Annotated in this window: 19 protein-coding genes; 9 read left to right on the forward strand and 10 right to left on the reverse strand. The window is 67.5% G+C overall.

The window, feature by feature from the left end; genetic code table 11:
- Positions 1-8: 8 nt before the first annotated feature.
- On the reverse strand, positions 9-1,061 hold the full coding sequence (locus tag LDO54_RS05305) for a DNA-binding protein (RefSeq protein WP_224007463.1): 1,053 nt from the start codon (positions 1,059-1,061) through the stop codon (positions 9-11).
- A 164-nt stretch (positions 1,062-1,225) separates the two neighbouring features.
- On the opposite strand from LDO54_RS05305, the gene LDO54_RS05310 reads away from it, so the two are divergent.
- Entirely contained in the window at positions 1,226-2,404 is a 1,179-nt protein-coding gene (locus LDO54_RS05310; protein ID WP_224007466.1) for a tyrosine-type recombinase/integrase, read from the forward strand.
- 106 nt (positions 2,405-2,510) lie between these two features.
- A complete protein-coding gene (locus LDO54_RS05315; RefSeq protein ID WP_224007469.1) occupies positions 2,511-3,695 on the forward strand; it encodes a cystathionine beta-lyase in 1,185 nt (394 codons plus the stop codon).
- 119 nt (positions 3,696-3,814) lie between these two features.
- On the opposite strand, the gene serB is transcribed toward LDO54_RS05315, so the two are convergent.
- Positions 3,815-4,654, reverse strand: a complete 840-nt coding sequence (gene serB / locus LDO54_RS05320) for a phosphoserine phosphatase SerB (RefSeq protein ID WP_224007472.1) — start codon at positions 4,652-4,654, stop codon at positions 3,815-3,817.
- A 393-nt stretch (positions 4,655-5,047) separates the two neighbouring features.
- Between serB and ligD the strand changes: the two genes are divergently transcribed.
- Positions 5,048-6,142: a non-homologous end-joining DNA ligase gene (ligD, locus tag LDO54_RS05325; protein WP_224007475.1), complete on the forward strand. Its 1,095-nt coding sequence runs from the start codon at positions 5,048-5,050 to the stop codon at positions 6,140-6,142.
- Between the two features lie 161 nt (positions 6,143-6,303).
- On the opposite strand, the gene LDO54_RS05330 is transcribed toward ligD, so the two are convergent.
- The gene (locus LDO54_RS05330; RefSeq protein WP_224007478.1) at positions 6,304-7,275 is read right to left on the reverse strand and encodes a LysR family transcriptional regulator; all 972 of its coding nucleotides are present in this window, start codon (positions 7,273-7,275) and stop codon (positions 6,304-6,306) included.
- Between the two features lie 184 nt (positions 7,276-7,459).
- On the opposite strand from LDO54_RS05330, the gene LDO54_RS05335 reads away from it, so the two are divergent.
- Positions 7,460-8,476, forward strand: coding sequence for a zinc-binding alcohol dehydrogenase family protein (locus LDO54_RS05335; protein ID WP_224007495.1), 1,017 nt, complete (start codon positions 7,460-7,462; stop codon positions 8,474-8,476).
- A 291-nt stretch (positions 8,477-8,767) separates the two neighbouring features.
- Positions 8,768-9,328 (forward strand): DUF6013 family protein, encoded by a 561-nt coding sequence (locus LDO54_RS05340; protein ID WP_224007498.1) that lies wholly within the window; start codon positions 8,768-8,770, stop codon positions 9,326-9,328.
- Between the two features lie 49 nt (positions 9,329-9,377).
- Here LDO54_RS05340 and LDO54_RS05345 read toward each other — a convergent pair whose 3' ends face one another.
- Positions 9,378-10,187, reverse strand: coding sequence for an ABC transporter permease (locus LDO54_RS05345; protein WP_224007501.1), 810 nt, complete (start codon positions 10,185-10,187; stop codon positions 9,378-9,380).
- Positions 10,184-10,969: an ABC transporter ATP-binding protein gene (locus tag LDO54_RS05350; protein WP_224007504.1), complete on the reverse strand. Its 786-nt coding sequence runs from the start codon at positions 10,967-10,969 to the stop codon at positions 10,184-10,186. The genes LDO54_RS05345 and LDO54_RS05350 overlap by 4 nt, the downstream gene beginning before the upstream one ends.
- A gap of 122 nt (positions 10,970-11,091) precedes the next feature.
- Here LDO54_RS05350 and LDO54_RS05355 point away from each other — a divergent pair, with 122 nt between their 5' ends.
- Positions 11,092-13,593 (forward strand): AsmA family protein, encoded by a 2,502-nt coding sequence (locus LDO54_RS05355; RefSeq protein WP_224007507.1) that lies wholly within the window; start codon positions 11,092-11,094, stop codon positions 13,591-13,593.
- 119 nt (positions 13,594-13,712) lie between these two features.
- On the opposite strand, the gene LDO54_RS05360 is transcribed toward LDO54_RS05355, so the two are convergent.
- Positions 13,713-14,213, reverse strand: a complete 501-nt coding sequence (locus LDO54_RS05360) for a hypothetical protein (protein WP_224007510.1) — start codon at positions 14,211-14,213, stop codon at positions 13,713-13,715.
- Positions 14,214-14,542: 329 nt separating this feature from the next.
- Between LDO54_RS05360 and LDO54_RS05365 the strand changes: the two genes are divergently transcribed.
- The 3 genes from LDO54_RS05365 to LDO54_RS05375 all read left to right on the forward strand — a co-directional run bounded on the left by LDO54_RS05365 (position 14,543) and on the right by LDO54_RS05375 (position 19,082).
- Positions 14,543-16,225: a sensor histidine kinase gene (locus tag LDO54_RS05365; protein WP_224007513.1), complete on the forward strand. Its 1,683-nt coding sequence runs from the start codon at positions 14,543-14,545 to the stop codon at positions 16,223-16,225.
- Positions 16,226-16,492: 267 nt separating this feature from the next.
- Complete coding sequence (locus LDO54_RS05370) at positions 16,493-17,038, forward strand: response regulator (protein ID WP_224007516.1); 546 nt, start codon at positions 16,493-16,495, stop codon at positions 17,036-17,038.
- Positions 17,039-17,090: 52 nt separating this feature from the next.
- On the forward strand, positions 17,091-19,082 hold the full coding sequence (locus LDO54_RS05375) for a hybrid sensor histidine kinase/response regulator (RefSeq protein ID WP_224007519.1): 1,992 nt from the start codon (positions 17,091-17,093) through the stop codon (positions 19,080-19,082).
- Between the two features lie 72 nt (positions 19,083-19,154).
- Here LDO54_RS05375 and mscL read toward each other — a convergent pair whose 3' ends face one another.
- The 4 genes from mscL to mfd form a co-directional block, all read right to left on the reverse strand.
- The gene (mscL, locus tag LDO54_RS05380) at positions 19,155-19,604 is read right to left on the reverse strand and encodes a large conductance mechanosensitive channel protein MscL (RefSeq protein WP_224007522.1); all 450 of its coding nucleotides are present in this window, start codon (positions 19,602-19,604) and stop codon (positions 19,155-19,157) included.
- Between the two features lie 190 nt (positions 19,605-19,794).
- The gene (locus LDO54_RS05385; RefSeq protein WP_224007524.1) at positions 19,795-20,805 is read right to left on the reverse strand and encodes a threonine/serine dehydratase; all 1,011 of its coding nucleotides are present in this window, start codon (positions 20,803-20,805) and stop codon (positions 19,795-19,797) included.
- Positions 20,806-20,835: 30 nt separating this feature from the next.
- Positions 20,836-22,071, reverse strand: coding sequence for an acetylornithine deacetylase (gene argE / locus LDO54_RS05390; RefSeq protein ID WP_224007527.1), 1,236 nt, complete (start codon positions 22,069-22,071; stop codon positions 20,836-20,838).
- Positions 22,072-22,263: 192 nt separating this feature from the next.
- Complete coding sequence (mfd, locus tag LDO54_RS05395) at positions 22,264-25,734, reverse strand: transcription-repair coupling factor (protein WP_224007530.1); 3,471 nt, start codon at positions 25,732-25,734, stop codon at positions 22,264-22,266.
- Positions 25,735-25,966: the final 232 nt, after the last annotated feature.

Raw genomic sequence — 25,966 nt, forward strand, 5'->3', positions numbered from 1 at the left:
CCGGCCGCTCAGTCGTTTGGCTCGCTCCGTTCGCTCGATTCGCTCGCGACGGCGCGTGTGCGTGCCACGCGCGCGACACGCGGCGCGTCCAGCGCGATGCGCGGTTTTCTTCGCGCTTTTGTTGTTGCTTGGGCTTTCGTCGGTTTTCGCGACGACATCGACTGGCCGTGCAACGCGGACAGTTCGGCCAGTTTGCTTTCCAGCGCCTCGCGCTCGCGCAGCCACTGCGCTTCTTGCGCGAGCAGCGCGTCGACGCGGCGTTGCGCATCACCCAGCGCATTTGCCTGCTGTTCCTCCTGCGCGCGCGCCGCGCCCAATTCGCTCACCAGTTGTTCGTTGCGCCGCTGGGCGCTCGCGGCCAGCGCGTCCGCGCGCCGACGCTCGTCGCGCGCCTCGCTGATCTGCTGCATCATGTGCTTCTGCACGCCTTCCATGCGCTGAGTCGCCTTGTCCAGTTCGGACTGAAACGCGGCGTCGCGCGTTTCCTGCGCCGCCCGCATGGCCGCGATGGCCTGTTCGTGCGCCGCGCGTTGCTCGTGCAAACGCGTTTCGGCCATCGTGCGCTCGGCGTCGCGCTGAGCTTCGAGCGCCGCCGCGCGTGCGCTCGCTTCGTTCGCGCGGGCGTTGGCGGCGTCGAGTTGCTCCTTGAGCGCCGCGATGTGCTCGTTGCGCGCAGCGAGTTCGACGTTGCGCCGCCGCAGATTCTCCTGGGCCTCATCGCGGTCGCGGACGGCATCCGCCGCGCGCGCCTCGGCCTGCGCGCCAGCCTGTTCCAGTTCCCCGGCGCGCGCGTCGTACACCTTTTCCCCATGCTCGACGGCGACGGCCCAGGCGGCCAGCATCGCGTCCGCGACAGCGGGCGGCAACTGCGAGGCGAGGGCGTCGCCGCGCGTTTTCTCGTCCTTCCATTGCTTGAGTTCGTCGTTGATCGTCGTGCGGCTGCCCTGGCGGATTTCCGCGTAAATCAGATCGACGGTGAGTTCGTGCGGCCGTTTTCCGGCCGCGACGAGGCGAGACGCGGTTTCACGCGTGCGCAAACGGGTATCGCTGATACGGGACATGGTTTTTCTGGCGCGAGAGCAGGGGATGGTGCCGAATTTTAGCGTATATCATCGTATAACGTTATACGTGTAACGAAATCAATCAGAAACTTACGATAACTCCTATAATCGCAAGTATCGATGCTGTACGCTCACGGAATCGCTCGAATCCGCTTTTTCTGTCGATGCCGGAAGATCACCCAGACTACGAAGACGCCCACGAAGACCTCGCCGCCGCTTTGCCCGCCTTGCCGCCCGCGCTCGATGGCCGCGACGGCCTGAACCGGGCGCGCGGCGGCTTCGCTCAGACGTCGGCGCGTAACGACATCGAAGCCGTGCGCCTCTGGCTCACGGAATACGCGGGCTCGCCGCACACGCTGCGCAGCTATCGCAAGGAAGCGGTGCGCCTGATGCTCTGGAGCACGAACGCGTTGCGCAAGCCGCTGTCGAGCCTCACGCGCGAAGACTTCGTGCTCTACGAGCAATTCCTCGCCGCGCCCAGCGCCGACTGGGCCGATCCCGCCCGCCCGCGAAGAGGGCGCGAGCGCCGTCTGTTCGACGGGCCGCTGGCGCCGCGCAGCCGCCGCCAGGCGCTCGGCATCCTTGGCGGGCTGTTCAATTACCTCGTCGCGGCGGGCTATCTCGCGGGCAATCCGCTCGCGCTGCGCCGCTCGCGCATGCCGCAGGCGGCGCGCAGCCGCCGCGTCGAGCGCTATCTCGATCAGGCGCTCTGGCAGCAGGTGCTCGACGGCATCGACGCCTTCCCGCAAGACACGCCGCGCGAGCGCCAGCACTACGAGCGCTGCCGCTGGCTGATCCGCTTTCTGTACCGCACAGCGCTGCGCGCGAGCGAAGCCGCGCAGGCGCGCGCGGGCGACTTCGAGCGGCGGCGCGGACGCTGGTGGCTGCGCGTGGTGGGCAAGGGTGGTGTGGAGGGCGACGTGCCCGCGAGCGACGAACTGATGGCCGATTTCGCGCGCTACCGCGCGTTTCACGGCTTGCCTGGCACGCCCGCGCCGGGCGAGACGCGTCCGGCCGTACTGGGCGTCGCGGGCAACGACGAGCGGCCGCTCACGTCCACGGCGGTCTATCTGATCGTGAAGACGGTGTTCCGCCGCGTCGCGGACCGTCTCGAAGCCGACGACCCCGCGGGCGCCGACACGCTGCGGCGCGCCTCGACGCACTGGCTGCGCCACACGGCCGCGACGCATCAGGCCGATGCCGGCACCGACCTGCGCTACATCCAGAAGAATCTGCGTCACGCGTCGATCGAAACCACAGGCCTCTACCTGCACGCCGACGACGACGCGCGCCACGAGCGCACGACCGCCTCAGCCCAACCCCCGAACGACCCTGCCCGATGAGACAGCCGCACGCCGGTGTTAATCTTCGGGATACGTCGCGCGCGCCGCCTGAAACGGCCGCCGCGCGCGTCTGCTTATTTCACGCACCAACCGCATCACTCCCGATATGACGAAATCCGACTCCAGCCGCACGGTCCAGACGCAGATCCTGCATCCGCAAGACGACCTCACGCCCGGCTTCGAATCGTTCGCGGCGCCCGTCACGCGCGCCTCGACCGTGGTCTTCCCGGACCTCGCGTCCGTGCGCGCGCTCGACTGGCGCAACGACGCGCAATGGCGCTACGGCCTGCACGCCACGCCTACGTCCACGATGCTCCAGCATCGGCTGGCCGCGATCGAAGGCGGCGAGCACACGCTGCTCCAGCCGTCCGGTCTATCGGCGATCTCCAACGTCTATTTCGGCCTCCTGAAGAGTGGCGACGACGTTCTGATTCCCGATAACGTCTATTCGCCGAACCGCGATCACGGCGACTGGCTCGCGCGCGACTTCGGCCTTACGGCGCGCTATTACGATCCGATGATCGGCGCGGGCATCGCCGACCTGATCCAGCCGAACACGAAGCTGATCTGGGTCGAAGCGCCCGGTTCGGTGACGATGGAAGTGCCCGACGTGCAGGCGATCACGGCGGCGGCGCGCGCGCGCAACGTGATCACCGCGATCGACAATACGTGGTCGGCGGGCCTCGCGTTCAAGCCCTTCGATCACGGCATCGACATCTCGGTGCAGGCGCTCACGAAATATCAGTCGGGCGGCAGCGACGTGCTGATGGGCGCGACCATCACGCGCGATCGCGATCTGTATCTGAAGCTGAAGTCGGCGCGCATGCGTCTGGGTATCGGCGTGTCGTCGGACGATTGCTCGCTCGTGCTGCGCGGCCTGCCGAGCATGAAGGCGCGTTTCGAAGCGCACGACCGCAGCGCATACGCGCTCGCAACGTGGCTCAACTCGCGCGCCGAAATCGCAGCGATGCTGCATCCGGCGTTCGAGGATTGCCCGGGCCACGCGTTCTTCAAGCGCGATTTCACGGGCGCGGGCGGGCTGTTTTCGGTGGTGTTCGACGAGCGCTACAGCGCGGCGCAGATCGACACGTTCTGCGAATCGCTCGACCTGTTCGCGCTCGGCTGGAGCTGGGGCGGGGCGAACAGTCTCGTGATGCCGTACGACATCGCGTCGATGCGCAGCGCGGCGCAATGGCCGCATCGCGGCACGCTGGTGCGCTTCTACATCGGTCTCGAAGACGAAGCCGATCTGCGCGCCGATCTCGAACGCGCGCTCGCGACGCTCGCCTGAGCCTGATTCGCGCGCGCAGTTGAAGCGCGCGCCGCAAAAGCAAAACGGCCGCTCGCCGTCCCGTGGGACGCGAGCGGCCGTTTCGTTTGGGACCGCGCCCGGCGACGCTCAGTGCTTCTTCAGTGCAGCTTCAACAAGCCGTCGAGCCCGACGAAGTTGAACGCGACGCTCGCCGCCTCGCGCACCACCGGCTTGGCGCGGAACGCCACCGACAAACCGGCTTCGGCCATCATCTTGAGGTCGTTCGAACCGTCGCCCATCGCGATCGCGCGGCGCGGCTCGATGCCCAGCTGCGCGCAGGTTTCGACCAGCGTGCGCGCCTTCACATCGGCATTGACGATCTCGCCGGTCACGCGGCCCGTGAGCTTGCCGTCGACGATTTCCAGCGTGTTCGCACGCGTGAAGTCGAGACCCAGACGCGCCTTGAGGCGCTCGGTGAAGAACGTGAAGCCGCCCGAGACGAGCAGCGTCTTCAGGCCCGCCGCGCGTGCGCCCGCGAGCATGGTTTCCGCGCCCGGCGAGAGTTGCAGGCGTTCTTCGTAGACGCGTTCCAGCGCGCTCGCGTCGAGGCCCTTGAGCAGCGCCACGCGGCGCGTGAGGCTCTCGTTGAAATCCTTGATCTCGCCGCGCATCGACGCTTCGGTGATCGCCGCGACTTCGGCCTTCAGGCCGCAGAAGTCGGCGATTTCGTCGATGCATTCGATCGTGATGAGCGTCGAGTCCATATCCATCGCGACGAGGCCGAAATCGGCCAGCGTGCGGCCCGCTTCGACGAACGCGTAGTCGAGCTGGTGCGTGCCGCAGTAGACGTCGAGATCGGGACGCTGCGCGGGATCGGCGTTGTCGATACGCAGCGCGCAGGCGTCGATCGGCGTAAGGCGGCTGCCGCGCGCGAGCGCGAGCAGCGGCTTGTGGTGTTCGGCTTGCAGCGGGACGGGACTCTGGATGACGAGGTTCATGACGTGAGCGGCGCGGACCCTGCGAGGGCGCCGGATGCCCGAAAACGGCGGAAATCGAAAAAGGGCGCGAAGGCGGCCTGGTGGCTGCCGCGCGCGGCGAATGACGGCGAAAGGCGAATTGTACCGCCTTGGCGGGCGCGGGCGGCGGCGTCGAGTATGGGCGTGGACGCGCGATGCGCCATCGAAACTGCCGTTTCGGCCCGCCTCGTGCGCCCCGTGCGGCGGCGCAATGCGGCCTCGCGCACAGCTTTCAGCGACGAAAGCGAGCTTTCGAGGCACAATGACTGCACGTGCGGCGTCCGACGGGGGCGGCCGCCGCGTGCCGTCAACCGTACGTGTCGCGACTCGCGTCGCGCGATGCGTCGCATGCGCCACCGCGCAAGGGGAACCGGTATGCAGGACGCTCTCAAGGCCGAATCGGCTCAATCGTCGCAATCGACACCCACCCGAACGCCGACCGGCGTCCGGGCCCAGGCTCCGGACGCCAGTGCTCTGGCCTCGCATCCCGCGTCCACGCCCCGCGCGCCGCGCGCCACCGCGCCGCGCAAGCGCTCCGGGCGAGCTTCCACCACCGGCGAAGTCGCCGGCATCCGCATCACCAGTGCGCGCCGCGTGATCGACGCGCAAACCGGCATCCGCAAGCTCGACGTCGTGCGTTATTACGCGCGCGCCGCGCCGCTGCTGCTGCCGCATCTGCGCGACCGTCCCGTTTCGCTGCTGCGCGCGCCGCAAGGGCTCGCTGGCGAGACGTTGTTCCAGCGTCACAGCGCCCGCGCGCCGATCGACGGCGTCACGCAACACGAAGGGCTCGATCCGGGTCATCCGGCGATCCTCAGCATCGATACGCTCGACGCGCTCGTTCACGTCGCGCAGATGGACACGATCGAACTGCACACGTGGAACGCGCTCGCGAGCGACGTCGAGCAGACCGACCGCGTGGTGTTCGATCTCGATCCCGATCCGGCGCTCGGCTGGGACCGCATGATCGAGGCCGCGCAGCTCACGCGCGGGATTCTGGCCGATCTCGGGCTGGAAGCGTTCTGCAAGACGAGCGGCGGCAAGGGCCTGCACGTGGTCGTGCCGGTCGTGCCGGGCACGAGTTGGGATGAGTCGAAAGCGTTCGCGCGAGCGGTCGCGCAGCGTCTCGCCTCGGGCTGGCCCACGCAGTTCACGGCGACGTTGAGCACCGAGCATCGCAAGAAAAAGATCTTCGTCGACTACCTGCGCAACGCGCGCGGCGCCAGCACGGCGGTCGCGTGGGGCGTGCGCGCGCGGCCCGGCATGGGCGTGTCGGTGCCGATCAGTTGGGACGAACTGCCCGAGACAACGGGCGGCGCGCAATGGACGCTCGCCAATATCGACGCGCGCATTGCCCGGGTCACGCGGAGCGCGCACGGCAAGAGCGCGGACCCGTGGGCGCGTTATGCCAGCGTGCGCCAGAGGGTGACGAGCGAACTCACGCTGCGGCTCGAAGAAGGCGGCGCGTAGCGCGCGTGGTCGTGTCCGGCCGCGTGCTGTCGAACGCGGTTGGGCGCGCGCCGCTCGTTCCAGTCCGATGCCGCTCGGGTTTCGCCGATGGGGTGCTCATGTTGCGCTCAGTTGCGCTCACGTTCCGCTCAGTTCCGCGCAGTTCCGTTCACGCGCCGTTTTCACGGCAAGTTCGACCCTGCCTTCGCGTCGCCATCCCAATACGGCGGATCGCCGAAATGCTCGCCGAGAAACTCCACGAACGCGCGGGTTTTCGGCGGCACGAACGCGCGGCTCGGATAGACGGCCCAGATCGCCGTGGTCTCCGCGAGCGGATAGCTGTCGAGCACGCTCACGAGCGCGCCGCTGCGCAGATGCGGCGCGACATCCCACGTCGATTTGAGCGCGATGCCGAAACCGGCGAGCAGGGCGTCGCGGATCGCCTCGCCGTTGTCGGTGACGAGCCGCCCGTCCACGCGCACGGTCAGCGGTCCGGCGGGCGTGACGAAGGCCCAGTCGCGCTGATCCCCGAGTATCACGCACTCGTGCCGCGCCAGATCGGACGGATGATGCGGCGTGCCGCGCTCCGCGAGATAGGCGGGCGACGTGCAGATCACGCGCCGGTTCACGGCGAGCCGCCGCGCGACCAGCGTCGAATCCTTGAGCGCGCCGATGCGGATCGCGACATCGATGCCCGCATCGACGAGATCGACGACCTGGTCCGTCAGACGCAAATCGACACTCACGCCCGGATAGCGGCGCAAAAACGCGGCGATCACGGGCGAGACATGCTGACGTCCGAACGACGACGGCATCGACACGCGCAGGCGGCCCTGCGGCGCGGCGTGCGCGCGTCCGACGGCGGCGCGCGCGGCTTCGGCGGCGTCGAGCAGCGCGAGCGCGCGCGCCATGAACACCTCGCCGTCCTCGGTCGGGCTCACGCGGCGCGTGGTGCGATGGAGCAGACGCGCGCCGAGCGTGCGTTCGAGATTCGCAAGCCGTGCGCTTGCCACCGCCGCCGACAGCCCGTATTCGCGCCCTGCGGCGGACACGTTCGCGAGTTGCGCCGCGCGCACGAACAGCGCGACGTCGAGCAGGTCGAGGCGCTCGCGCGGATCGGCGGCGAGCGGGGAAGCGGACGGCGGTGTGCTCATCGCGGTGCCGATTATCAAAAATAGCCGAAGAATGTTTCAGTGATTATGAGGCTTTTCGGCGATGAATGTGCCGCTTAGGATACGACTCAACGGCGCGCGGCTGTCCACGCGTAGTCCAGCGACAGCGCCGCGCCCGAAGCGAAATCCGTCGTTCCCCTCGCCAGCCTTCCCGAAGGAGCCCGAAATGAAAGCCGTTGGCCTCTACCGCTATCTCCCCATCGACGCAGCCGAAGCCCTGCTCGATCTCGATCTGCCCACGCCCGCGCCCACGGGCCGCGACGTGCTCGTGAAGGTCGAAGCGGTGTCCGTGAATCCCGTCGATTACAAGGTGCGCGCGCCGAAGGACAAGGTCGAAACCGAAGCGAAGGTGCTCGGTTACGACGCCGCCGGCACGGTCGGGGCCGTCGGTCCCGAGGTCACGCTGTTCAAGGTCGGCGACCCGGTGTTCTACGCGGGCGACATCACGCGCAGCGGCTCGAACAGCGAGTTCCAGCTCGTCGACGAACGCATCGTCGGCCACAAGCCCGCATCGCTCGATTTCGCGCACGCGGCGGCGCTGCCGCTGACCGCGATCACCGCGTGGGAAGCCTTGTTCGAGCGCCTGCACGTCTCGCCGCAAGGCGCCGACGCGGGCAAGCGCGTGCTGATCATCGGCGGCGCGGGCGGCGTCGGCTCGATCGGCATTCAACTGGCGAAGCAGCTCGCGAAGCTCACCGTGATCGCGACGGCGTCGCGGCCGGAATCGGCCGAATGGGCGCGCTCGCTCGGCGCGGACCACATCGTCAATCATCACGGCGACATGCCCGCGCAGATCCGCGCGCTCGGTTTCCAGAACGTCGACTACGTGTTGATCTTCAACGACACCGACGCGAATTTTCCGGCCGCCGCCGAGATCATTGCGCCGCAGGGCGGCATCGCGACCATCGTCGAAAACGACAAGCCGATTCCCGTCGAACTGCTCAAGGCCAAGAGCGCCGCGCTGCACTGGGAATTCATGTTCACGCGCTCGATGTTCAACACGCCCGACATGATCGAGCAGCACAAGCTGCTGACCGAAGTGGCGCGGCTCGTCGATGCGGGCACGCTGCGCACGACCGTGGGCGAGGTGCTCGGGCCGATCAACGCGGCGAACGTGCGGCGCGCGCACAAGATGCTCGAAGAAGGGCGCGCGATCGGCAAGCTGGTGCTCAGCGGTTTCTGATGACGTGTTTCTGATCGCGTGATGCGGTGATAGCCCGATGATGACGGCGACGCCCCGGCCGCCATGCGCGACGCATGGTTGCCGGGGCGTCGCCGCGCTTGCCGTGGCGCGTCGGCGCAATCCGCGCCCTGGCGAGAGGGAGAAAGCAAGCAGGATAAAACCTGGGCCGCGCGATGGCATCGCCGGGCGCACGCTCACGCGCGGCACGCTAGACTGACAGAAGAAGATTCGCCACACGCCGCAGTGGCCGCGTTTGTCGCGGCGACGTCGGCGCCAGCCAGGAGGTGACGCATGTCTTGCAGCAGCTCCAGCCACGCCCGCCGCAGCCGCGCGGCGCTCGTCCGTGCCGCCGTCGCTTTGTCTCTGTCGTGCGCGATCGCGTTGCCGGCGTTCGCCACCACGCCGATCACGGTGACTTCGAAGGCCGCGCCCGATGGCCCGATCCGCTACACGGTGAAGGTCACGTCGAAACTCTTCGGCAATTCGCAGGAAACGCGCACGCTGCGCTCCGGCGACACCGACGACTTCACCTGGCGCACCCAGCCGCCCGGCGGTCCGGTGCCGGCGGCGCAGAGTTGTCCCGACTACAGTTCGCTGCCGCTCGACGCGAATGGCGCGATGGTGCGCCAGACCCAGGTGCGGCTCGCGCCGATCGTGGCCGCCGACGGCACCGCGACGGTGCAGGTGAGCTTCCGCGCTCAGGCGCCGCGCGGCAAACCCGCAAGCGGCCAGACCTGCCCGGAAGTGGTGGCGCACAGCGAGGTGCGGCGTTTCTCGATGCCGACCAACGGCACCGTCAAGACGATCACGCTCAGCGACGGCACGCAGCTGGCGATTTCGGCGCAACGCTGATCGGCGCTGTTCTACGTGGAATGCCGGGTGCGCGGCGAATGACGCGCGGCTAGCGCGTCTCGCGTGCGATCAGCTTCGCCGAGAGAAAGCAATGCTCGGGCGAGAACAGCCGCCGGTACGCGAGCAGCACCGCGCCCACGGTGCCGAGCGCCGACGAAGCCGCGATCAGGAACATGATCACGATCTGGTAGCGCACCGCCTGCAACGGCGACTGGCCCGCCAGCACCTGGCCCGTCATCATGCCGGGCAGGCTCACCACGCCCACGACCGCCATCTGGTTGAGCGTCGGGATCATGCCCGCGCGCACCGCCTCGCGCGCGCTCGCCTGCGCGGCTTCCCAACGCGTCGCGCCGAGCGCGAGCGCGCTTTCCACGCGGTCGCGCCGCGCCGTGAGTTCCTGCATCATCCGCTCGACGCCGAGCGACACGCCCGTGAGCGTGTTGCCGAGAATCATGCCGAGAATCGGAATCGCGTATTGCGGCTCGTACCACGGCCGGATGCGGATCACGGCGAACAGGCCCACGGCGGCCACGAGCCACGCGCTCACCCAGATCGACACGATGCTGTCCGCGCGCTGCCCGCCATAGGTGCGCGCGCCGCGCTGCGAACCGGCGATGCCGGCGATCAGCGTCATCAGCGCCATGAGCGGCAGCACCGCATACCAGCGGTTGAACGCGAACACCCAGCCGAGCACGTAGCCGATCGCGAGCAGTTGCACGACCGTGCGCACGGCGGCCCACGCGAGCTTGCGTTCGAGATCGAGCTTGAGCAGCACCGAGACCGCGCCGTTCACGAACACGAGCAGGGCCGCGATGCCGACATCGACGAGGCTGAGGTCTTGCAGCACGCCTGCATTCATGGCGCGTCTCCCGGAATCAGTTGCGTATTGAGTGTCGTGCTGGACGATGCGCCGTCTGCGTCGAGCACGCCCGCGCGCATCGTGATGTGACGCGTGCCGACGCGCTGCGCCTGCGCCGGATCGTGCGAGACCCACACGGTCGCGCGCGCATCGCGCCGCTGCTCGAACCATTGCGCGACGAGCGCTTCGACCTCGCGCGCCGACTCGGGGTCGAGCGAGGCCGTGGGTTCGTCGAGCAACAGCGCTTCGGGATCGAGTTGCAGCACGCGCACCAGCGCGACGATCTGCGCTTCGCCGCCCGAGAGGTCGGCGGCCGCGCGCGCGAGAAAATCGGCGCCGCGTCCGGTGGCGTCGAGCAGCGCGCGCACGCGCGCGGCGTCGAACGCGGTGTCGCGATAGACCGCGAGCGAATACGGATAACGCAGGTTGTCCTCGACGCTGCCGTCGATCAGCGCGGGCCGCTGCCGCAGATAGGCGATATGACGCCGATACGACGGAATGCGCGCGCGCGTGACCGGCTCGCCGTGCCAGCGCAGCGCGCCGCCGTCGTGCGGTTTGGGCGAATCAAGCGGATCGAGCAGCGCGAGCGCGCGCAGGAACACGCTTTTTCCCGAGCCCGACGGCCCGGTGAGCACGACGCGCTCGCCGTTGTGCAGCGCGAAATCGGTGGGATGCAGCAGGACCTGGCCGCGCTGCGCGTCGCGCCGGGCGATACCGTGCGCTTCGACGAGCGGTGCGCGCGCGTCAACGCGGGGACGATTCGAATCGTTTTGAGAGTTCATTGAAAGATTGCAAACAAGACGTGCGAGCGTGCGTGAGCTGGCGAGCGCATTGTGAGGGAAACCAGGCACGTCTTCTGCTGTCGTATCGCTGGCGAAACAACAACGCATAACCCGGAGTGCGCATGACGTCACCGCAACCCAAGCCCCGCGGCCCCGGCCGCACACTCGCCAAGATCTTCGCATGGCTCGTCGCGATTGTGGTCGTGCTCATCGCCGCGCTCGCCGTCTTTATCTACACCTTCGACTGGAATCGCGCCAAGCCCTACGTCAACGAGAAAGTGACGGAGGCGATCGGGCGTCCGTTCGCGATCGTCGGCGATCTGAAGGTGGGCTGGCGCCGTCCGCCCGGCGAAACGGGGTGGCGCGCGTGGGTGCCCTGGCCGCGTTTTTCGGCGGCGCAGATCGAAGTGGCCAATCCCGACTGGGCGAAGTCGCCGCACTTCGCGACGCTCGACGAAATCGACTTCGAAGTGGCCGTGCTGCCGCTGCTCGCGCACGACATCGTGATTCCGGCCATCAATCTCGTGAATCCGACCGTCGACGTCGAACGGCTCGCCGATGGCCGCAACAACTGGACCTTCAAGCTGCCCGCATCGAGCGGGCCGTCGACGTGGAAACTCAATCTGCATGACATCACCTTCGGCAGCGGCAATATCGCGGTCAGCGACCAGCAGACCAAAACCGAGGTGAAGATGGTCGTGAGCCTGCTCGGCCAGGGCATTCCGATCGGCAAGGTGATGGAGGAGCAGGAAGCGGCTTCGCGGCAGGGTTCGGCGCAGGTGATCGGCAAGGCGGGCGCGAACCGGCTCGCGCAGCAGGCCGAGAAGCAGCAGGCGTCCGAGGCGGCGGCCGCGAGCGAAGCGGCGGCGAGTGGGGCTAATGCCACGAGTGCCACGAGCATGGCTTCGGTCGCTAGCGCGGTTTCCACGGCATCGGCTGCCGCCGACGCCAGCGCCGCTTCCCAGGGCATCGGTTCGAAGCTCGCCGCGGTCGGTGCGAGCGCCGCGAGCAACGCGAATGCGGCCGCGGGCGGCACGAGCAGCGAGCCGTTGTACGCGATCGGCTGGACCATCAAAGGCTCGTACAACAAGACCGCGCTCTCGGGCGAAGGCAAGCTCGGCGGCGTGCTCGCGCTGCAAAACGCACGTCATCCGTTCCCGGTGCAGGCCGATGTGCGTGTCGGCGACATGCACATCGCGCTGGTCGGCACCGTGACCGATCCGGCGCATCTGGCCGCCGTCGATCTGCGCCTCTGGCTCCAGGGCCAAAGCATGGCGCATCTCTACAACCTGACCGGCGTGACGCTGCCCGAAACGCCGCCATACGCGACCGAAGGGCGCTTCGTCGGCCAGTTCCGCAAGGGCGCGAGCGTGTTCCGCTACGAGAAGTTCACGGGCCGCGTGGGCGGCAGCGACCTCAACGGCACGCTCGTCTATACGCAGCGCGATCCGCGTCCGCTGCTGTCGGGCGAACTCGTTTCGAACCTGCTGCAATTCTCCGATCTCGCGCCGATCATCGGCGCGGACAGCAAGGCGAGCAAGGCCAAACGCGGCGACACCGTGCAGCAGCCCGCCGACCGCGTGCTTCCGGTCGAGCCCTTCAAGACCGACCGCTGGAACGCCATCGACGCCGACGTGAAGTTCACGGGCCGTCACATCATCAAGCAAGGTAGCCTGCCGATTCAGGACCTCTACACGCACGTGACGATGACCAACGGCGTGCTCGACTTCGAGCCGCTGCAATTCGGCGTCGCGGGCGGCACCTTCGCCACGCGTCTGTCGCTCGACGGCAGCGGCGCGCCGCTCAAGGCGCGCGGCACGGTGGAGGCGCGTCATCTGAAGCTCAAGCAGCTGTTCCCGGGCGTCAAGTCGATGCAGCAGGCGCTCGGCGAGATCAACGGCGACGCCTCGCTGTCCGCGACCGGCAATTCGCCCGCGGCGCTCGCTTCGACCTCGAACGGCGAGATCAAGGCGCTCGTCACGCAAGGCACGATCAGCCGTCTGCTGATGGAGGCGGCGGGGCTGAACGTGGCGAACGTGGTCTACGAGAAGCTGTTCGGCAACCGCGACGTCAATATCAATTGCGCGGCCGCCGATTTCGTGGCGACCAACGGCGTGGTGAATCCGCGCGTGTTCGCGCTCGATACCGACGACGCGGTGATCGACATCGACGGCCCGATCGATCTGCGCGACGAATCGATGGATATGAAGGTGCATCCGCACACGAAGGGCTTCCGCATCTTTTCGCTGCGCTCGCCGCTGTACGTGAAGGGCACGTTCAAGAATCCGCACGTGGGCGTGGATGCGGCAGCGCTCGCACTGCGCGGCGGCGCGATGATCGGCCTCGGCTTGATCAACCCGTTCGCGGCGCTGATCCCGCTGATCGCGCCGAGCAACAACAAGCCGCTGCCGTGCGCGCAACTGTTCGCGCAGATCCGCGAGCATCCGGTGGCGCCGCCGCCGGGGCAGAAGATGCGCGCGCCGGCGCCCGCGAAGGGCACGGGCGGTTCGGGCAGCAAGGGCGGGGAGAAGGGTGCGGCGCAGCCCGCTACGGCGCCTGACTCGCGGTCCGGCTCGCAGGCTGCCTCGCAGCCGGGCATGCAGGCGCTCTACAAGGGAAGCTGACAGGAACGCTGACAAGCAAGCTGACAAGCCAGCCGAACACGCAAGCCGAACGCTCGTTCAGGCGAGCGCCCATGCGAAAACGCCCGGCGGGAATGCCGGGCGTTTTTTTCGGGTGGAACTCAGCGCAACTGACGCGGCGCCGGATCGCCGGGCGCGTCCTGACGGCGCGTCGCGCGCCGCGAAGCCGCGCCGGGTTGCGTCCCGCCGAACTCGGGCAGGATGCGGGCGCGCGCACGGCTCGCGAAAATCAGGAACCCGAAACCGTCGGCCTCATACCAGTAGCCGCCGTTTTCCAGTCCCTCGATCGGCTGCTCGAGCGCATGCGCGATGGATTCGATGCAGCGCCTGCGCAATTCGCTCGTGGCGGGATAGGGCGGCTGCGCGCCGCGCACGCAACAGAGCAGCACGTCGAGCCCCGGCAGCACGTGTGCATAGAGCACCGGCTCGTCCTGGGCGCGCGCACGCGCGATCTTGGTGTCGAGTTGACCGAACGGTTTGAAGTGGTTCAGTACGGCGAGAAACGACTCGTCGCCATCCAACTTGACGCGTTTTCGCTTTTTCGGGAAGGACATAAAAATTCGCCTGAAAAAGGTGGATTGCAAAACACGCAGCGTTCCCATGCGACCACTCCCGGATTGGTGCGCCGCACGTCGATCCTTCGTAGCATGCCGACCTGTCACAGGCAATCGCCATGCCGGACCTCACGTCGCGCTCATGTAGGTATCCCGGCGCTCCTTCGCTTACTTTTGCTCGTCTCCGGTCTCAATAATAGACCTGCATGCGTGCGCGGTGTGGCGATTTCTCGGGAAATCTCGGGCTTTTCTCATCGCGTCGTGCGTGCTGCCACACACGTTGTCATCTCTTAATTTCACGCCGATAATGTTCTGGCTCTGGCGCCCGCGGTTAATCAGAAGGCATCTCGCCCAGACCGCCACCGGACCAGACCGTCATGAAACTCTTCGCCAAGGGGCTTCTGCTGATCGCGATTCCCAGCGCCATCGAACTGGCGCTGCTCGGCGTCGTGTTCGACACGCAAGGCAAGACCGCGCAGGCCGCGCGCAGCGCCGACAACAGCAAGCAGATTCTCTGGCAAGCCACCAGTCTCCTCGATCCGCTGCTGCGCGAAGCCGCGCGCGTGCGCACCGCGATCGTGCTCGAAGATGCCTCGTTCATCGACCGCCGCGCCGTCTGGACCGAATTCTCCGATCGCGTCTCGCTGCTCGCGCACATGGTCAACGACAACCCGCAACAGCACGCGCGCGTCGAGCGCATCCGCGCCCACGCGCGGGCGTGGCGCGCGCGCTGCGCCGAGGTCGCCGACGCCTTGCGCGAAGGCCGCGCCGAGACGATGGTGCGCGCGGCCGGCGACGGCATGCCGCCCGAGATCGACGCGGTGCGCAGCGAACTGGCCGCCTTTATCGCCGACGAAAGCCGCCTCGACGAAGCGCGCAGCGCATCGCTGCGCGAGACGCGCGAGCGCCAGCAGGATGCGCTGATCGTCGCCGTGGTCGGCTCGATGCTGATCTGGGGCGCGACGGCGTGGGCGTTCGCGCGCAACGTCGGCAAGCGGCTCGCGGCGCTCGGCGCGAACGTGGAGCGGCTCAGCGTGGGCGCGCCGCTCGCGCAGCCGCTCGCGGGCGACGACGAAATCGCCGCGCTCGACACGGTGCTCAATCAGACCAGCCGCCGTCTGCGCGCGGCCGATCGCGAGCAGGCCGCGCTCAAGCTCCAGTTGCAGGCGCGCGCCGCCGATCTCGCGACGGCCAACGACAATCTGCGCCAGGAGAGTCAGGACACCGAGATGTTCATCTACAGCGTCTCGCATGATCTGCGCTCGCCGCTCGTCAATCTGCAGGGTTTTTCGAAGGAGTTGCAGGTGTCGTGCGAGGAACTGCGCACGCGCATCGATGCGGCGGGGCTGCCCGAAAGCGAGCACGCGCGCATGGTCGAAGTGCTCGACGGCGACGTGGACGAATCGCTGCAATTCCTGCGCCAGGCGGTCGCGCGCGCGGCGGCGATCATCGACGCGCTGCTGCGCATGTCGCGCGCGGGGCGCCTCGAATACCGCTGGCAGCGCGTGAACGTGGCGCGCATCGTCGAGCGCGCGCTCGCGGGGCTCGCGGCCGGGCTCACGCAGCGCGCGCAGATCGACGTGCTCGACCTGCCGCCCGCGTGGGGCGATCCGGCTGCGCTCGAGGAAATCTTCGGCAACCTGATCGACAACGCCTTGCGCCATCTCGATCCGGCGCGGCCGGGGCAACTGGAAATCGGTGCGCTCGACGCGTTCGCGAGTGTCGACAGTGCAGCCGAAAAACCGCTGGAAAAATCGGCGGAAAACGCAGCAGAAAGCGCAGCGGAAAACGCGCGCGATGCGTCGCGCATGTCCGGCGGACATACGCGGACTTATTATGTGCGCGACAATGGCATCGGCATTCCGGCGGCGTATTTGCCGAAGCTGTTTCGCGCTTTTCAGCGTCTGCACGGTGGCGAATCGGCGGGTCAGGGCACCGGGCTCGCGCTCGCGCGCCGCATCGCCGAACGCCACGGCGGGCGCTTGTGGGTGGAGTCGACGGAAGGCGCGGGCTCGACCTTCTTCGTCGCGCTGCCCGATGCGCCAATGCGGCAGGCATGAACAGTCCGGCACGCAGTCACATCCGAGCCGAAAAACAGCACGCGAACAGCGCGCAATCAATCGATAACGCATCAGAAAACGGTGGAGAGCGGGATGACACGCGGGGAGCAGGCGGGGGAAGGCGCGCAGGCGCAGGCGGGCGTCCGGCCGGACGTCGCGTCAACGGAGCCGGCGGTATCGGCAAATTCAACGGTCCATCCGGCGATGCATTCGGCTATCCATCCGCCGGCACATCCCGAGGCGGATCCCGCGTCAAAGCCCGCATCGATGGAACCCGCCGCGCACGAACCGCGCCCGTCGCGCGCGCAGCGTGTGGCGCTGCCGGGCGAGCGCGTGAGCATCGTGCTGATCGAAGACGACGACGGCCACGCCACGCTGGTCGAGCGCAACCTGCGCCGCTCGGGGGTGTCGAACGACTTCCTGCGCTTTTGCGACGGCCAGGAAGCGCTCGATTATTTTTTCGGCGCACCAGGCGGCGAGACGCCGGGCGGCACGTCGCTCGCGACGGCGCGCTATCCGTCACGCGAGGCGCTGGCGAATTTCGTCGTGCTGCTCGATCTGCGCATGCCGCGCGTCGACGGCTTCGAGGTGCTGCGGCGTTTGAAGGCCGATCCGTCCACGGCGACCGTGCCCGTGATCGTGCTCACGACCACTGACGATCCGCGCGAGATCGAGCGCTGCTACGAGCTGGGCTGCAACGTCTATATCACGAAGCCGGTCGAATACGACGCGTTCATCGAAGCGGTGCGCCGGCTCGGATTTTTTCTGCAAGTCGTGAAGCTGCCGCCGGGGCATCGCTTTTCACGCGCCTGATGAGGGTTGGGGGAATGACAAGCTGGAGCCTGTTCCGAGGACCGCGACGCGCATGAACGAAGAAGCAACGCTGTTGGCAGGCGCGCATGTGCTCGTCGTCGACGACGACGAAGGCATTCTGCGCCTCGCGCGCAAATCGCTGGTGCGTGCGGGCGCGCGCGTCGATACCTGTACGAGTGTCGTCGATGCGCGTGACGTGCTCGCGGCGCGCACGCCCGACGTGCTCGTGCTCGACTATCAACTCGACGGCGCGGAAACCGGCCTCGACTTTTTCCGCCGTCTGCGCGCCGACGACGTACGCGTGCCGGCCATCCTCGTCACCGGATTCACCGACGAATCGCGTGTGATCGCGGCCTTGCGCGCGGGCGTCTCCGACGTGGTGCCGAAGTCGGGCGACTATCTCGACTATCTGCCCGAAGCCGTCGCGCGCGTGCTCTCGCAAGTGACCCTGCAGCGCGATTCCGATCAGGCGCTGCTGCTGCGCGACCGCGAGGCGCATTATCGTTCGCTATCCGAAGCATTGCCGCACCTCGTGTTCACCTGCGACGCGAGGGGCGATTGCGATTTCCTCTCGAAGCAGTGGTGCGATTACACGGGCCTCGACGCCAATGCCTCGCATGCGCTCGCGTGGCTCGACGCCGTGCATCCCGACGACCGCGAGGCCATCAGCGCGTCGTGGCTCAAGGCGATCCGCAGCGACAACAGCGAATTCCGGCACGAATTGCGCATACGCCGCCACGATGGCGCGTATCGCTGGTTCGACACGCGCATCGTGGCGATGCGCGATCCGCGCGGCGGCATCAACAAGTGGTTCGGCAGTTGCACGGACATCCACGCGCAGCGCGAGTACAACGAGGAGCGCGACCAGTTGCTCGCCTCCGAGCAGGCGGCGCGCCAGGCGGCCGAAGAAGCCAATCGCGCGAAAGACCGCTTTCTCGCGATGCTGTCGCACGAACTACGCACGCCGCTCACGCCGGTGCTCGCCGGCACGCGTCTGCTCGAACAGATTCCCGGCTTGCCCGAGGCCGCGCGCACGGGTGTGCTAATGATCCGCCGCAACATCGAACTCGAAGCGCGCCTGATCGACGATCTGCTCGATCTCACGCGCGTCGCGAACGGCAAGCTGAGTCTCGCGCTCGACGTCGTCGATGTGCACGAAGTGATCGATGCCGTGCTCGATCTCTTTCACAGCGAAATCCAGATCAAGCAGCAGGACGTGCACGTGGACTTGCGCGCGCAGCATCATTACGTGAGCGGCGACCGCGCGCGCATGCAGCAGATGCTCTGGAATCTGGTGCGCAACGCGGCGAAGTTCACGTCGGACGGCGGGCACATTTTCGTGCGTACGCGCGACGAGCGCATGCACGTGGTGATCGAGGTGGAGGACACCGGCATCGGCATCGCGCCCGAGCAGATCGGCAAACTCTTTCACGCGTTCGAGCAGGGCAGCCACAACATGACGCGGCAGTTCGGCGGCCTCGGCCTCGGGCTCGCGGTCACGAAGGCGCTGACCGAGGCGCATGGCGGCACGGTCAGCGCGAAGAGTCCCGGCACGCATTGCGGCGCGACCTTCACGATCGTGCTGCCCACGGCGGCGCCGGGCGAGGGCGCGGCGCGGCAGGCGGAGCGTGGCGGCGCGTATCATGCGGGCGCGCTGGACATCCTGCTGATCGAGGATCACGAGGACACGGCCGAGGTCATGTCGCAACTGATCCGCGCGCTCGGTCACGACGTGGCGGTGGCGGTCAGCGTGGCCGGCGCGCTCGCGCTCACGGCCGCGCGGCGCTTCGATCTGGTGGTCAGCGACATCGGTTTGCCGGACGGCTCGGGCATCGACTTCATCCGCGCGTTCCGCAAGGAATCGGCGGCGCCCGCTATCGCGCTCACGGGCTTCGGCACCGACGACGACGTGCGCCGCAGCCTCGACGCGGGCTTTACCGCGCATCTGACCAAGCCGGTCAACTTCGAGCAGCTCGAACGGCTGATCGAGGAGGCTGTCGCGCATCGTGCGACCAGCGCGGATCGGGCGGACAGCGGCGCCTAAAAGCAAAAAACCCGCGTGCCCTGACGGCGACGCGGGTTTTTGCGGCATGCCGGGGCACGCAGCGGCGCGCGTTCAGCGCGGCGTATTCTTCAGCGAATCGCGGATCTCGCGCAGCAGCAGCACGTCTTCCGGCGTGGGCGGCGGCTCGGCCGGCGCGGCGGCGGGGTCCGGCTGGCGCAGCTTGTTGATGAACTTCACCATCAGAAAGATGATGAACGCCAGAATGATGAAGTTGATCAGCACCGTGATGAACGAGCCGTAACCGAACACGGCCACGCCCGCGGTTTGCAGATCCTTGTACGAATCGGGATTGCCCTTGAAGGTCTCGGGAATATGCCCGAGGCGCACGAACATGTTCGAGAAATCGAGGCCGCCCGTGACGACGCCGATCACCGGCATGATGAGGTCTTTCACGACCGAATTAACGATGCTGGAAAACGCACCGCCGATGATCACGCCGACCGCGAGATCCATCACGTTGCCTTTGACGGCGAATTCCTTGAATTCCTGAATCATGCTCATGAGCGGGCTCTCCTCTGGACAGGGCGGCACAGCAGGCCTGGGGACATAACGACACAATGGCGCAATGATAGCGAACGGCCCCGCGATGCGGTAGCAATTTGACAGTTCCTGACGTTCGGCTGCTTGCGGGCGTTACGGGCCATGCGGTAATGCACGCAGCGTGCCCGGCTGCGTTTTTCGGCTGGCGCGTTCAGCGCGCGAGCGCGATCTGCTCGTGAAAGCGCTGCGGATCGGTGTTGGTCCCGCACAGCAGGACGCCCACGCGCTTGCCTTGCAGCGTCTCGCGCAACGGGCCGTAGAGGCCCGCGAGCGCGGTCGCGCAGGCCGGTTCGACGGCCAGCTTCAAGGTGTCGAAGATCTGGCGCATGGTGGCGCGCAACGCGTCGTCGGAGACGGTCACGATACGTTCGAGATGACGTCGGCACAGCGTGTAGCTGTATTCCTCCGTGTGCGGCGACATCAGCGAATCGGCGATCGAATGCATGTGCGTCAGGCGCACCGTGTGATTGGCGGCGAAGCTGCGGCTCATGACGTCGGCGCCTTCGGGCTCCACGCCGTACACGCGCACGCGCGGATTGGCGAGCCGCAGCGCCGTGGCGACGCCCGCCGCGAGTCCGCCGCCGCCGATCGGCACGATCACGGCGTCGAGGTCGGGCGCTTGCGTCGCCCATTCGTAGCCGAGCGTCGCGGTGCCGAGCACGGTGCGAAATCCGTTGAACGGATGCACGAAATAGCGGCCTTCCTCGGCTTCCACGCGGCGCACGATGTCGAACGCTTCGCTGCTGTCGTTCGCACGCACGATTTCCGCGCCGAGATCGCGGCACTGCTCCACACGCGCCTCGCTCGCGGTGCGAAACAGCACGACCTTCGCGCTGATACCGAGGCGCTTCGCCGCGTAGGCCACGGCGATCGCATGATTGCCGCCCGACACGCAGGTCACGCCCGCGCTGCGTTGCGCGGCGTCGAGCGCGAGCAGATGCGTGAACGCGCCGCGCACCTTGAAGCTGCCGCTTGCCTGCAACAGTTCGAACTTGAAGTTGACGAAGGTGCCGTCGAGCGCGGGCAGATCGTGGCGGTCGAACACCGGCGTACGCAGCACCCACGGCGTGAGCGCGAAGTGCTGCGAGGCGATGTCGTCGAGCGAGGGAATGGCTTCGCCGTCGATCGTTCGGTCGGTGCGCAGCGGCGTGCCGGTGGACATGGGGTCGTCTCTTGCGTCAGCGACGCGGCTTTACTGGACCTGGGCGTCGACGGAGAGGCCGCGCACGAGCTTGCGCAGGAAACCTTCGCATGCCGAAAGCTGCGCGAGCGAGACGTATTCGTTGGGCTTGTGCGCCTGCTCGATGTCGCCGGGACCGCACACCACGCTCGGAATGCCCGCGCGCGCGAACAGGCCCGCTTCGGTGCCGTAGGCGACCTTGCGGCGAGACTGGTCGGCGGTGAGCGCGCGCACGAGCTGCGTGACGGCGGCCTGCTCGGTGTCGTCGAGACCGGGCGCGGCGGCGATTTTCATGAACTCGATCGCGCCCGCCGGATGCTCGCGCTGCATTTTCGGCACCAGCGTTTCGCGCGCGTATTGCTCGATGCGCGCGAAGATCGCGTCGGGGTCGAGCGTCGGCAGATTGCGGAACTCGAACGCGAAGCGGCATTCGGCGGGCACCGTGTTGATGGCGTTGCCGCCTTCGATCGTGCTGGTTTGCGCGGTCGTGAAGGGCACGTCGTAGAGTTCGTCGAACGGACCGTTGGCGCGGAACGCGTCGGCCATATCGCGGATATAGCAGATCAGGCGCGCCGCGTACTCGATCGCGTTGAGGCCGCGCGGCGTCAGCGACGAATGCGCCGCGTGACCGCGCACGCAGCACTGATACGCGTTGATGCCCTTGTGCGCCACGATCGGCCGCATGCTGGTCGGTTCGCCGACGATGCAGCCTTCGGGCTTCACGCCGCGCTTGACGAGTTCCTCGATCATCAGCGGCGCGCCCACGCAGCCCACTTCCTCGTCGAACGAGAGCGCGAGGTGCAGCGGCCTGGCGAGCTTCGTCTGCTGGATTTCGGGCACGAGCGAAAGCGCCGCGCCGATAAAGCCTTTCATGTCGCAGGTGCCGCGCCCGTAGAGCAGGCCGTCGCGAATCTCGGGCTTGAACGGATCGCTGTCCCACTTCTGGCCGTCGACGGGCACCACGTCGGTGTGGCCGGACAGCACGATGCCGCCGTTCGTCGAGCCGTCGTGCGCGGGCAGCGTGGCGAACAGGTTCGCCCATTTGCCGTCGCGGCCGTAGGTGAGCGTCGATTCGATGCCGCGCGCGCGCAGGTCGTCGCGCACGGTTTCGATCAGGCCGAGATTCGGATGGCGGCTGACCGTGTCCATCGACACGAGGCGGGTGACCCAGGGAAGCGAGGCGGGAAGATCGGCGGACGAGGCTGCGGACGACGGGGAAGACTGCGCTGATTCAGCGGCGATGGTCATGGTGGACTCCAGCTTGCTTGTGGATTCCATCTTACCCAAAAAGAATCCCGCAAGCTAAAGAGCCGGGCAGCGGACGCCCCGGATTGGCGCGACGCAACATGCGGCCCGGCACCCGTGCCCGCGCGGCGAATGCGCGGGCGCGGAGCCGGCCTCACGCATTCGGCGTGAGGCGTGACGCGTAGAGCGCGGCCCTCAAGCCCGCGCGGGCGCGCCGAGCGCGCGCAAGGTTTCCTTCACCGTGGCCACGCGCACCGCGAGGTCGGGGCTGCGCGTTTCGATGCGCAGCTTGTCCTGGCCCGCGAGCTTCACGTGCTTGTGCTTCTGCACCATCTCGATGATGCGCATCGCGTCCACGGGCGGATTCGGCACGAATTGCAGGCCGATCACCGCTTCGCCCGCATCGATCTTCGTGATGCCGAGCGGCTTGGCGGCGAGACGCAGGCGATGCGTCTCGATCAGCGCGTGCGCCTGCGCCGGCATCTTGCCGAAGCGGTCGATCAACTCCTCCTGAATGCCGTCGATCGAATCGTCGTGCTCGCAGTTCGCGAGGCGCTTGTAGAGCGACAGACGCTCCTGCACGTCGCCGCAATAATCGGCGGGCAGGATCGCGGGCGCGTGCAGATTGATCTCGGTGGTCGCCGCGAGCGGCGCGTTGAGATCGGGCTCGCGGCCGTCCTTGAGCGCCTTCACGGCGTCGTTGAGCATGTCGGTGTACAGCTGGAAACCGATCTCCTGAATCTCGCCCGATTGTTTATCGCCAAGCACTTCGCCCGTGCCGCGAATCTCCAGATCGTGCATCGCCAGATAGAAGCCCGAGCCGAGTTCCTCCATCTGCTGGATCGCTTCGAGGCGGCGCTGCGCCTGCTTCGTGAGGCCTTGCGGATCGTGCACGAGCAGATACGCGTAGGCCTGGTGATGCGAGCGCCCGACGCGGCCGCGCAACTGGTGCAGCTGCGCGAGGCCGAATTTGTCGGAGCGGTGGATCAGGATCGTGTTCGCGGTCGGCACGTCGATGCCGGTCTCGATGATGGTGGTACAGAGCAGCACGTTCGCGCGCTGTCCCACGAAATCGCGCATCACGGTTTCGAGTTCGCGTTCATGCATCTGGCCGTGCGCCACGGCGATGCGCGCCTCGGGCACCAGCGCTTCGAGCATCGCGCGGCGGTTCTCGATGGTCTCGACCTCGTTGTGCAGGAAGTACACCTGACCGCCGCGCTTGAGTTCGCGCAGCATCGCCTCGCGAATCACGCTGTCTTCCTCGCGGCGCACGAAGGTCTTGATCGCGAGGCGCTTTTGCGGCGCGGTCGCGATCACCGAGAAGTCGCGCAAGCCTTCCAGCGCCATGCCGAGCGTACGCGGGATCGGCGTGGCGGTGAGCGTGAGCACGTCCACTTCGGCGCGCAGCGCCTTGAGCGCTTCTTTCTGGCGCACGCCGAAACGGTGTTCCTCGTCGATGATGACGAGCCCGAGCCGCTTGAACTGCACGTCCGACGACAGCAGCTTGTGCGTGCCGATCACGATATCGACGCTGCCGTCGTTGATCTGCTGGATCGCGCCCGTCACTTCCTTCGCGCTCTTGAAACGCGAGAGTTCGGCGATGCGCACGGGCCACTCGGAGAAGCGGTCGGTGAAGGTTTGCGTGTGCTGTTCGGCGAGCAGCGTCGTGGGCGAGAGGATCGCCACCTGCTTGCCGCCCATCACCGCGATGAAGGCCGCGCGCAGCGCGACTTCGGTCTTGCCGAAACCGACGTCGCCGCAGACGAGGCGGTCCATCGGCTTGCCGCTCGTCATGTCGCCGATCACGGCCGCGATGGCGGCGGCCTGGTCGGGCGTTTCCTCGAAGCCGAAGCTTTCGGCGAACTTCACGTAATCCTTCGGTTCGAGCGCGAACGCGTGGCCTTCGCGCGCGGCGCGGCGCGCGTAGAGGTTGAGCAGTTCGGCGGCGGTGTCGCGGATCTGCTGTGCGGCCTTGCGGCGCGCCTTTTCCCACTGGCCCGAGCCGAGCGCGTGCAGCGGCGCGCTGTCCGGGTCGGCGCCGCTGTAGCGCGAGATCACGTGCAGTTGCGACACGGGCACATAGAGCTTGCTAGCGTTCGCGTATTCGAGGTGCAGGAACTCGGTGTCGCCTTCGCCGAGGTCCATCGTCACGAGGCCGTGATAGCGGCCGATGCCGTGCTGCGCGTGCACGACCGGATCGCCCACTTTCAGCTCGGAGAGGTCGCGCACCATCGAATCGACGTTGCTCGCCTGCTCCTGGCGGCGGCGTCCCGCGCGGCGCGCGAGCGGGCCGTACAGCTCCGTTTCGGTGATGACGGCGAGTTCCTCGCCGGGCAGCGCGAAGCCGGTCGACAGCGGCGCGACGCCGAGCACGAAGCGCTCGTCGCTTTCGAGCCAGTCGGCGTAGCTGTCGGCGGAAGTGGGGCGCAGATGGTTGTCGGCCAGCAGTTGCGCGATGGTTTCGCGGCGGCCCGCCGATTCCACCGCGAACATCACGCGGTTCTTCGTGGTGTCGAGATAGCTGCGCAGCGTCGCGAGCGGGTCGTCGGCGTGACGGTCGATCGCCAGCGTCGGCAGCGGCACGGCCCAGCCGCCCGCGCTCGCGGCGGGCAGCACGAGGCGGCCGAACGGTTTGGCGAGCGTGAAGAAGTCCTCGTCGCTCAGAAACAGGCGCTGCGGTTCGAGAATCGGCCGCTCGCGATCGTGCGAAAGGAAGTTGTGGCGCTGCTTCGTGTCGGCGGTGAAGCGGCGGATCGAGGCTTCCAGATCGCCGGAAAACACCAGTTGCGCGTTCGACGGCAGATAGTGGAACAGCGTCGCCGTCTCTTCGAAAAAGAGCGGCAGATAGTACTCGATGCCCGCCGAGGGCACGCCGTTGCCGATGTCCTTGTAGATCGTCGCGCGGCTCGGGTCGCCTTCGAACACCTCGCGCCAGCGGCTGCGAAACGCGGTGCGCGCGGCCTCGTCGAACGGAAACTCGCGGCCCGGCAGCAGGCGCACCTCCTTCACCGGATAGAGGCTGCGCTGGCTGTCCGGGTCGAACGCGCGGATCGAATCCACCTGATCGTCGAACAGGTCGATGCGGTAAGGCAGCGGCGAGCCCATCGGGAACAGGTCGATCAGCGAGCCGCGCACGCAATATTCGCCGGGCCGCACGACCTGGCTCACGTGCTCGTAGCCCGCCAGCGTCAGTTGCGACTTGAACTTCGCTTCGTCGAGGCGCTCGCCCTGCGTGAACGAGAACGTGTAGGCCGCGAGGAACGAGGCGGGCGGCATGCGGTAGAGCGCCGTCGTGGCCGGCACGAGCAGGATGTCACAACGTCCCTCGCCGAGATCGTGCAGCGTCGCGAGGCGCTCGGAGACGAGATCCTGGTGCGGCGAGAACGTGTCGTAGGGCAGGGTTTCCCAGTCGGGCAGCAGGCGCACGCGCGCGTCGGGCGCGAAGAACGGGATTTCCTGCGCGAGCCGCTGGGCGTCGACGGCGCTCGCGCAGATCACGGCGAGGAGCGGCGCGCCGGCGCGCGAGGCTTCGCGGTAGCGGGCGATCAGCAACGCGTCGGACGAACCGTGCGTGCCGTCGAACGAGAAGCGCTGCCCCGGCTTGACGACGGCAACCGGTGACGAGGACGTGGACGGTGACTGCGAGGATGCGGCGATATCGGACATAGAGGCAACAGGTTGGCTTCGCGATGCGGGCCGGGCTCAGGAAAAAAGCCGCGGGCGCGCGCGAGGCGGAGAGCATGCGATCCGGGGTTGACAGTTAATCGTAACGTTCGCGTAAGGTTCGCGCACGCGCCGAGGCCCGCTGCGGGCCGCTTGCGGGCGGCTTCGCATCGGGCGCCGGCGCGGCCCGCGCGTCGTCTGCGAAGGGCTGCCGGGCGCCCGCCAGAGCGTCGCG

Origin of the sequence: Paraburkholderia tropica, from assembly GCF_914484835.1 — a bacterium.
Taxonomy (GTDB): domain Bacteria; phylum Pseudomonadota; class Gammaproteobacteria; order Burkholderiales; family Burkholderiaceae; genus Paraburkholderia; species Paraburkholderia tropica_A.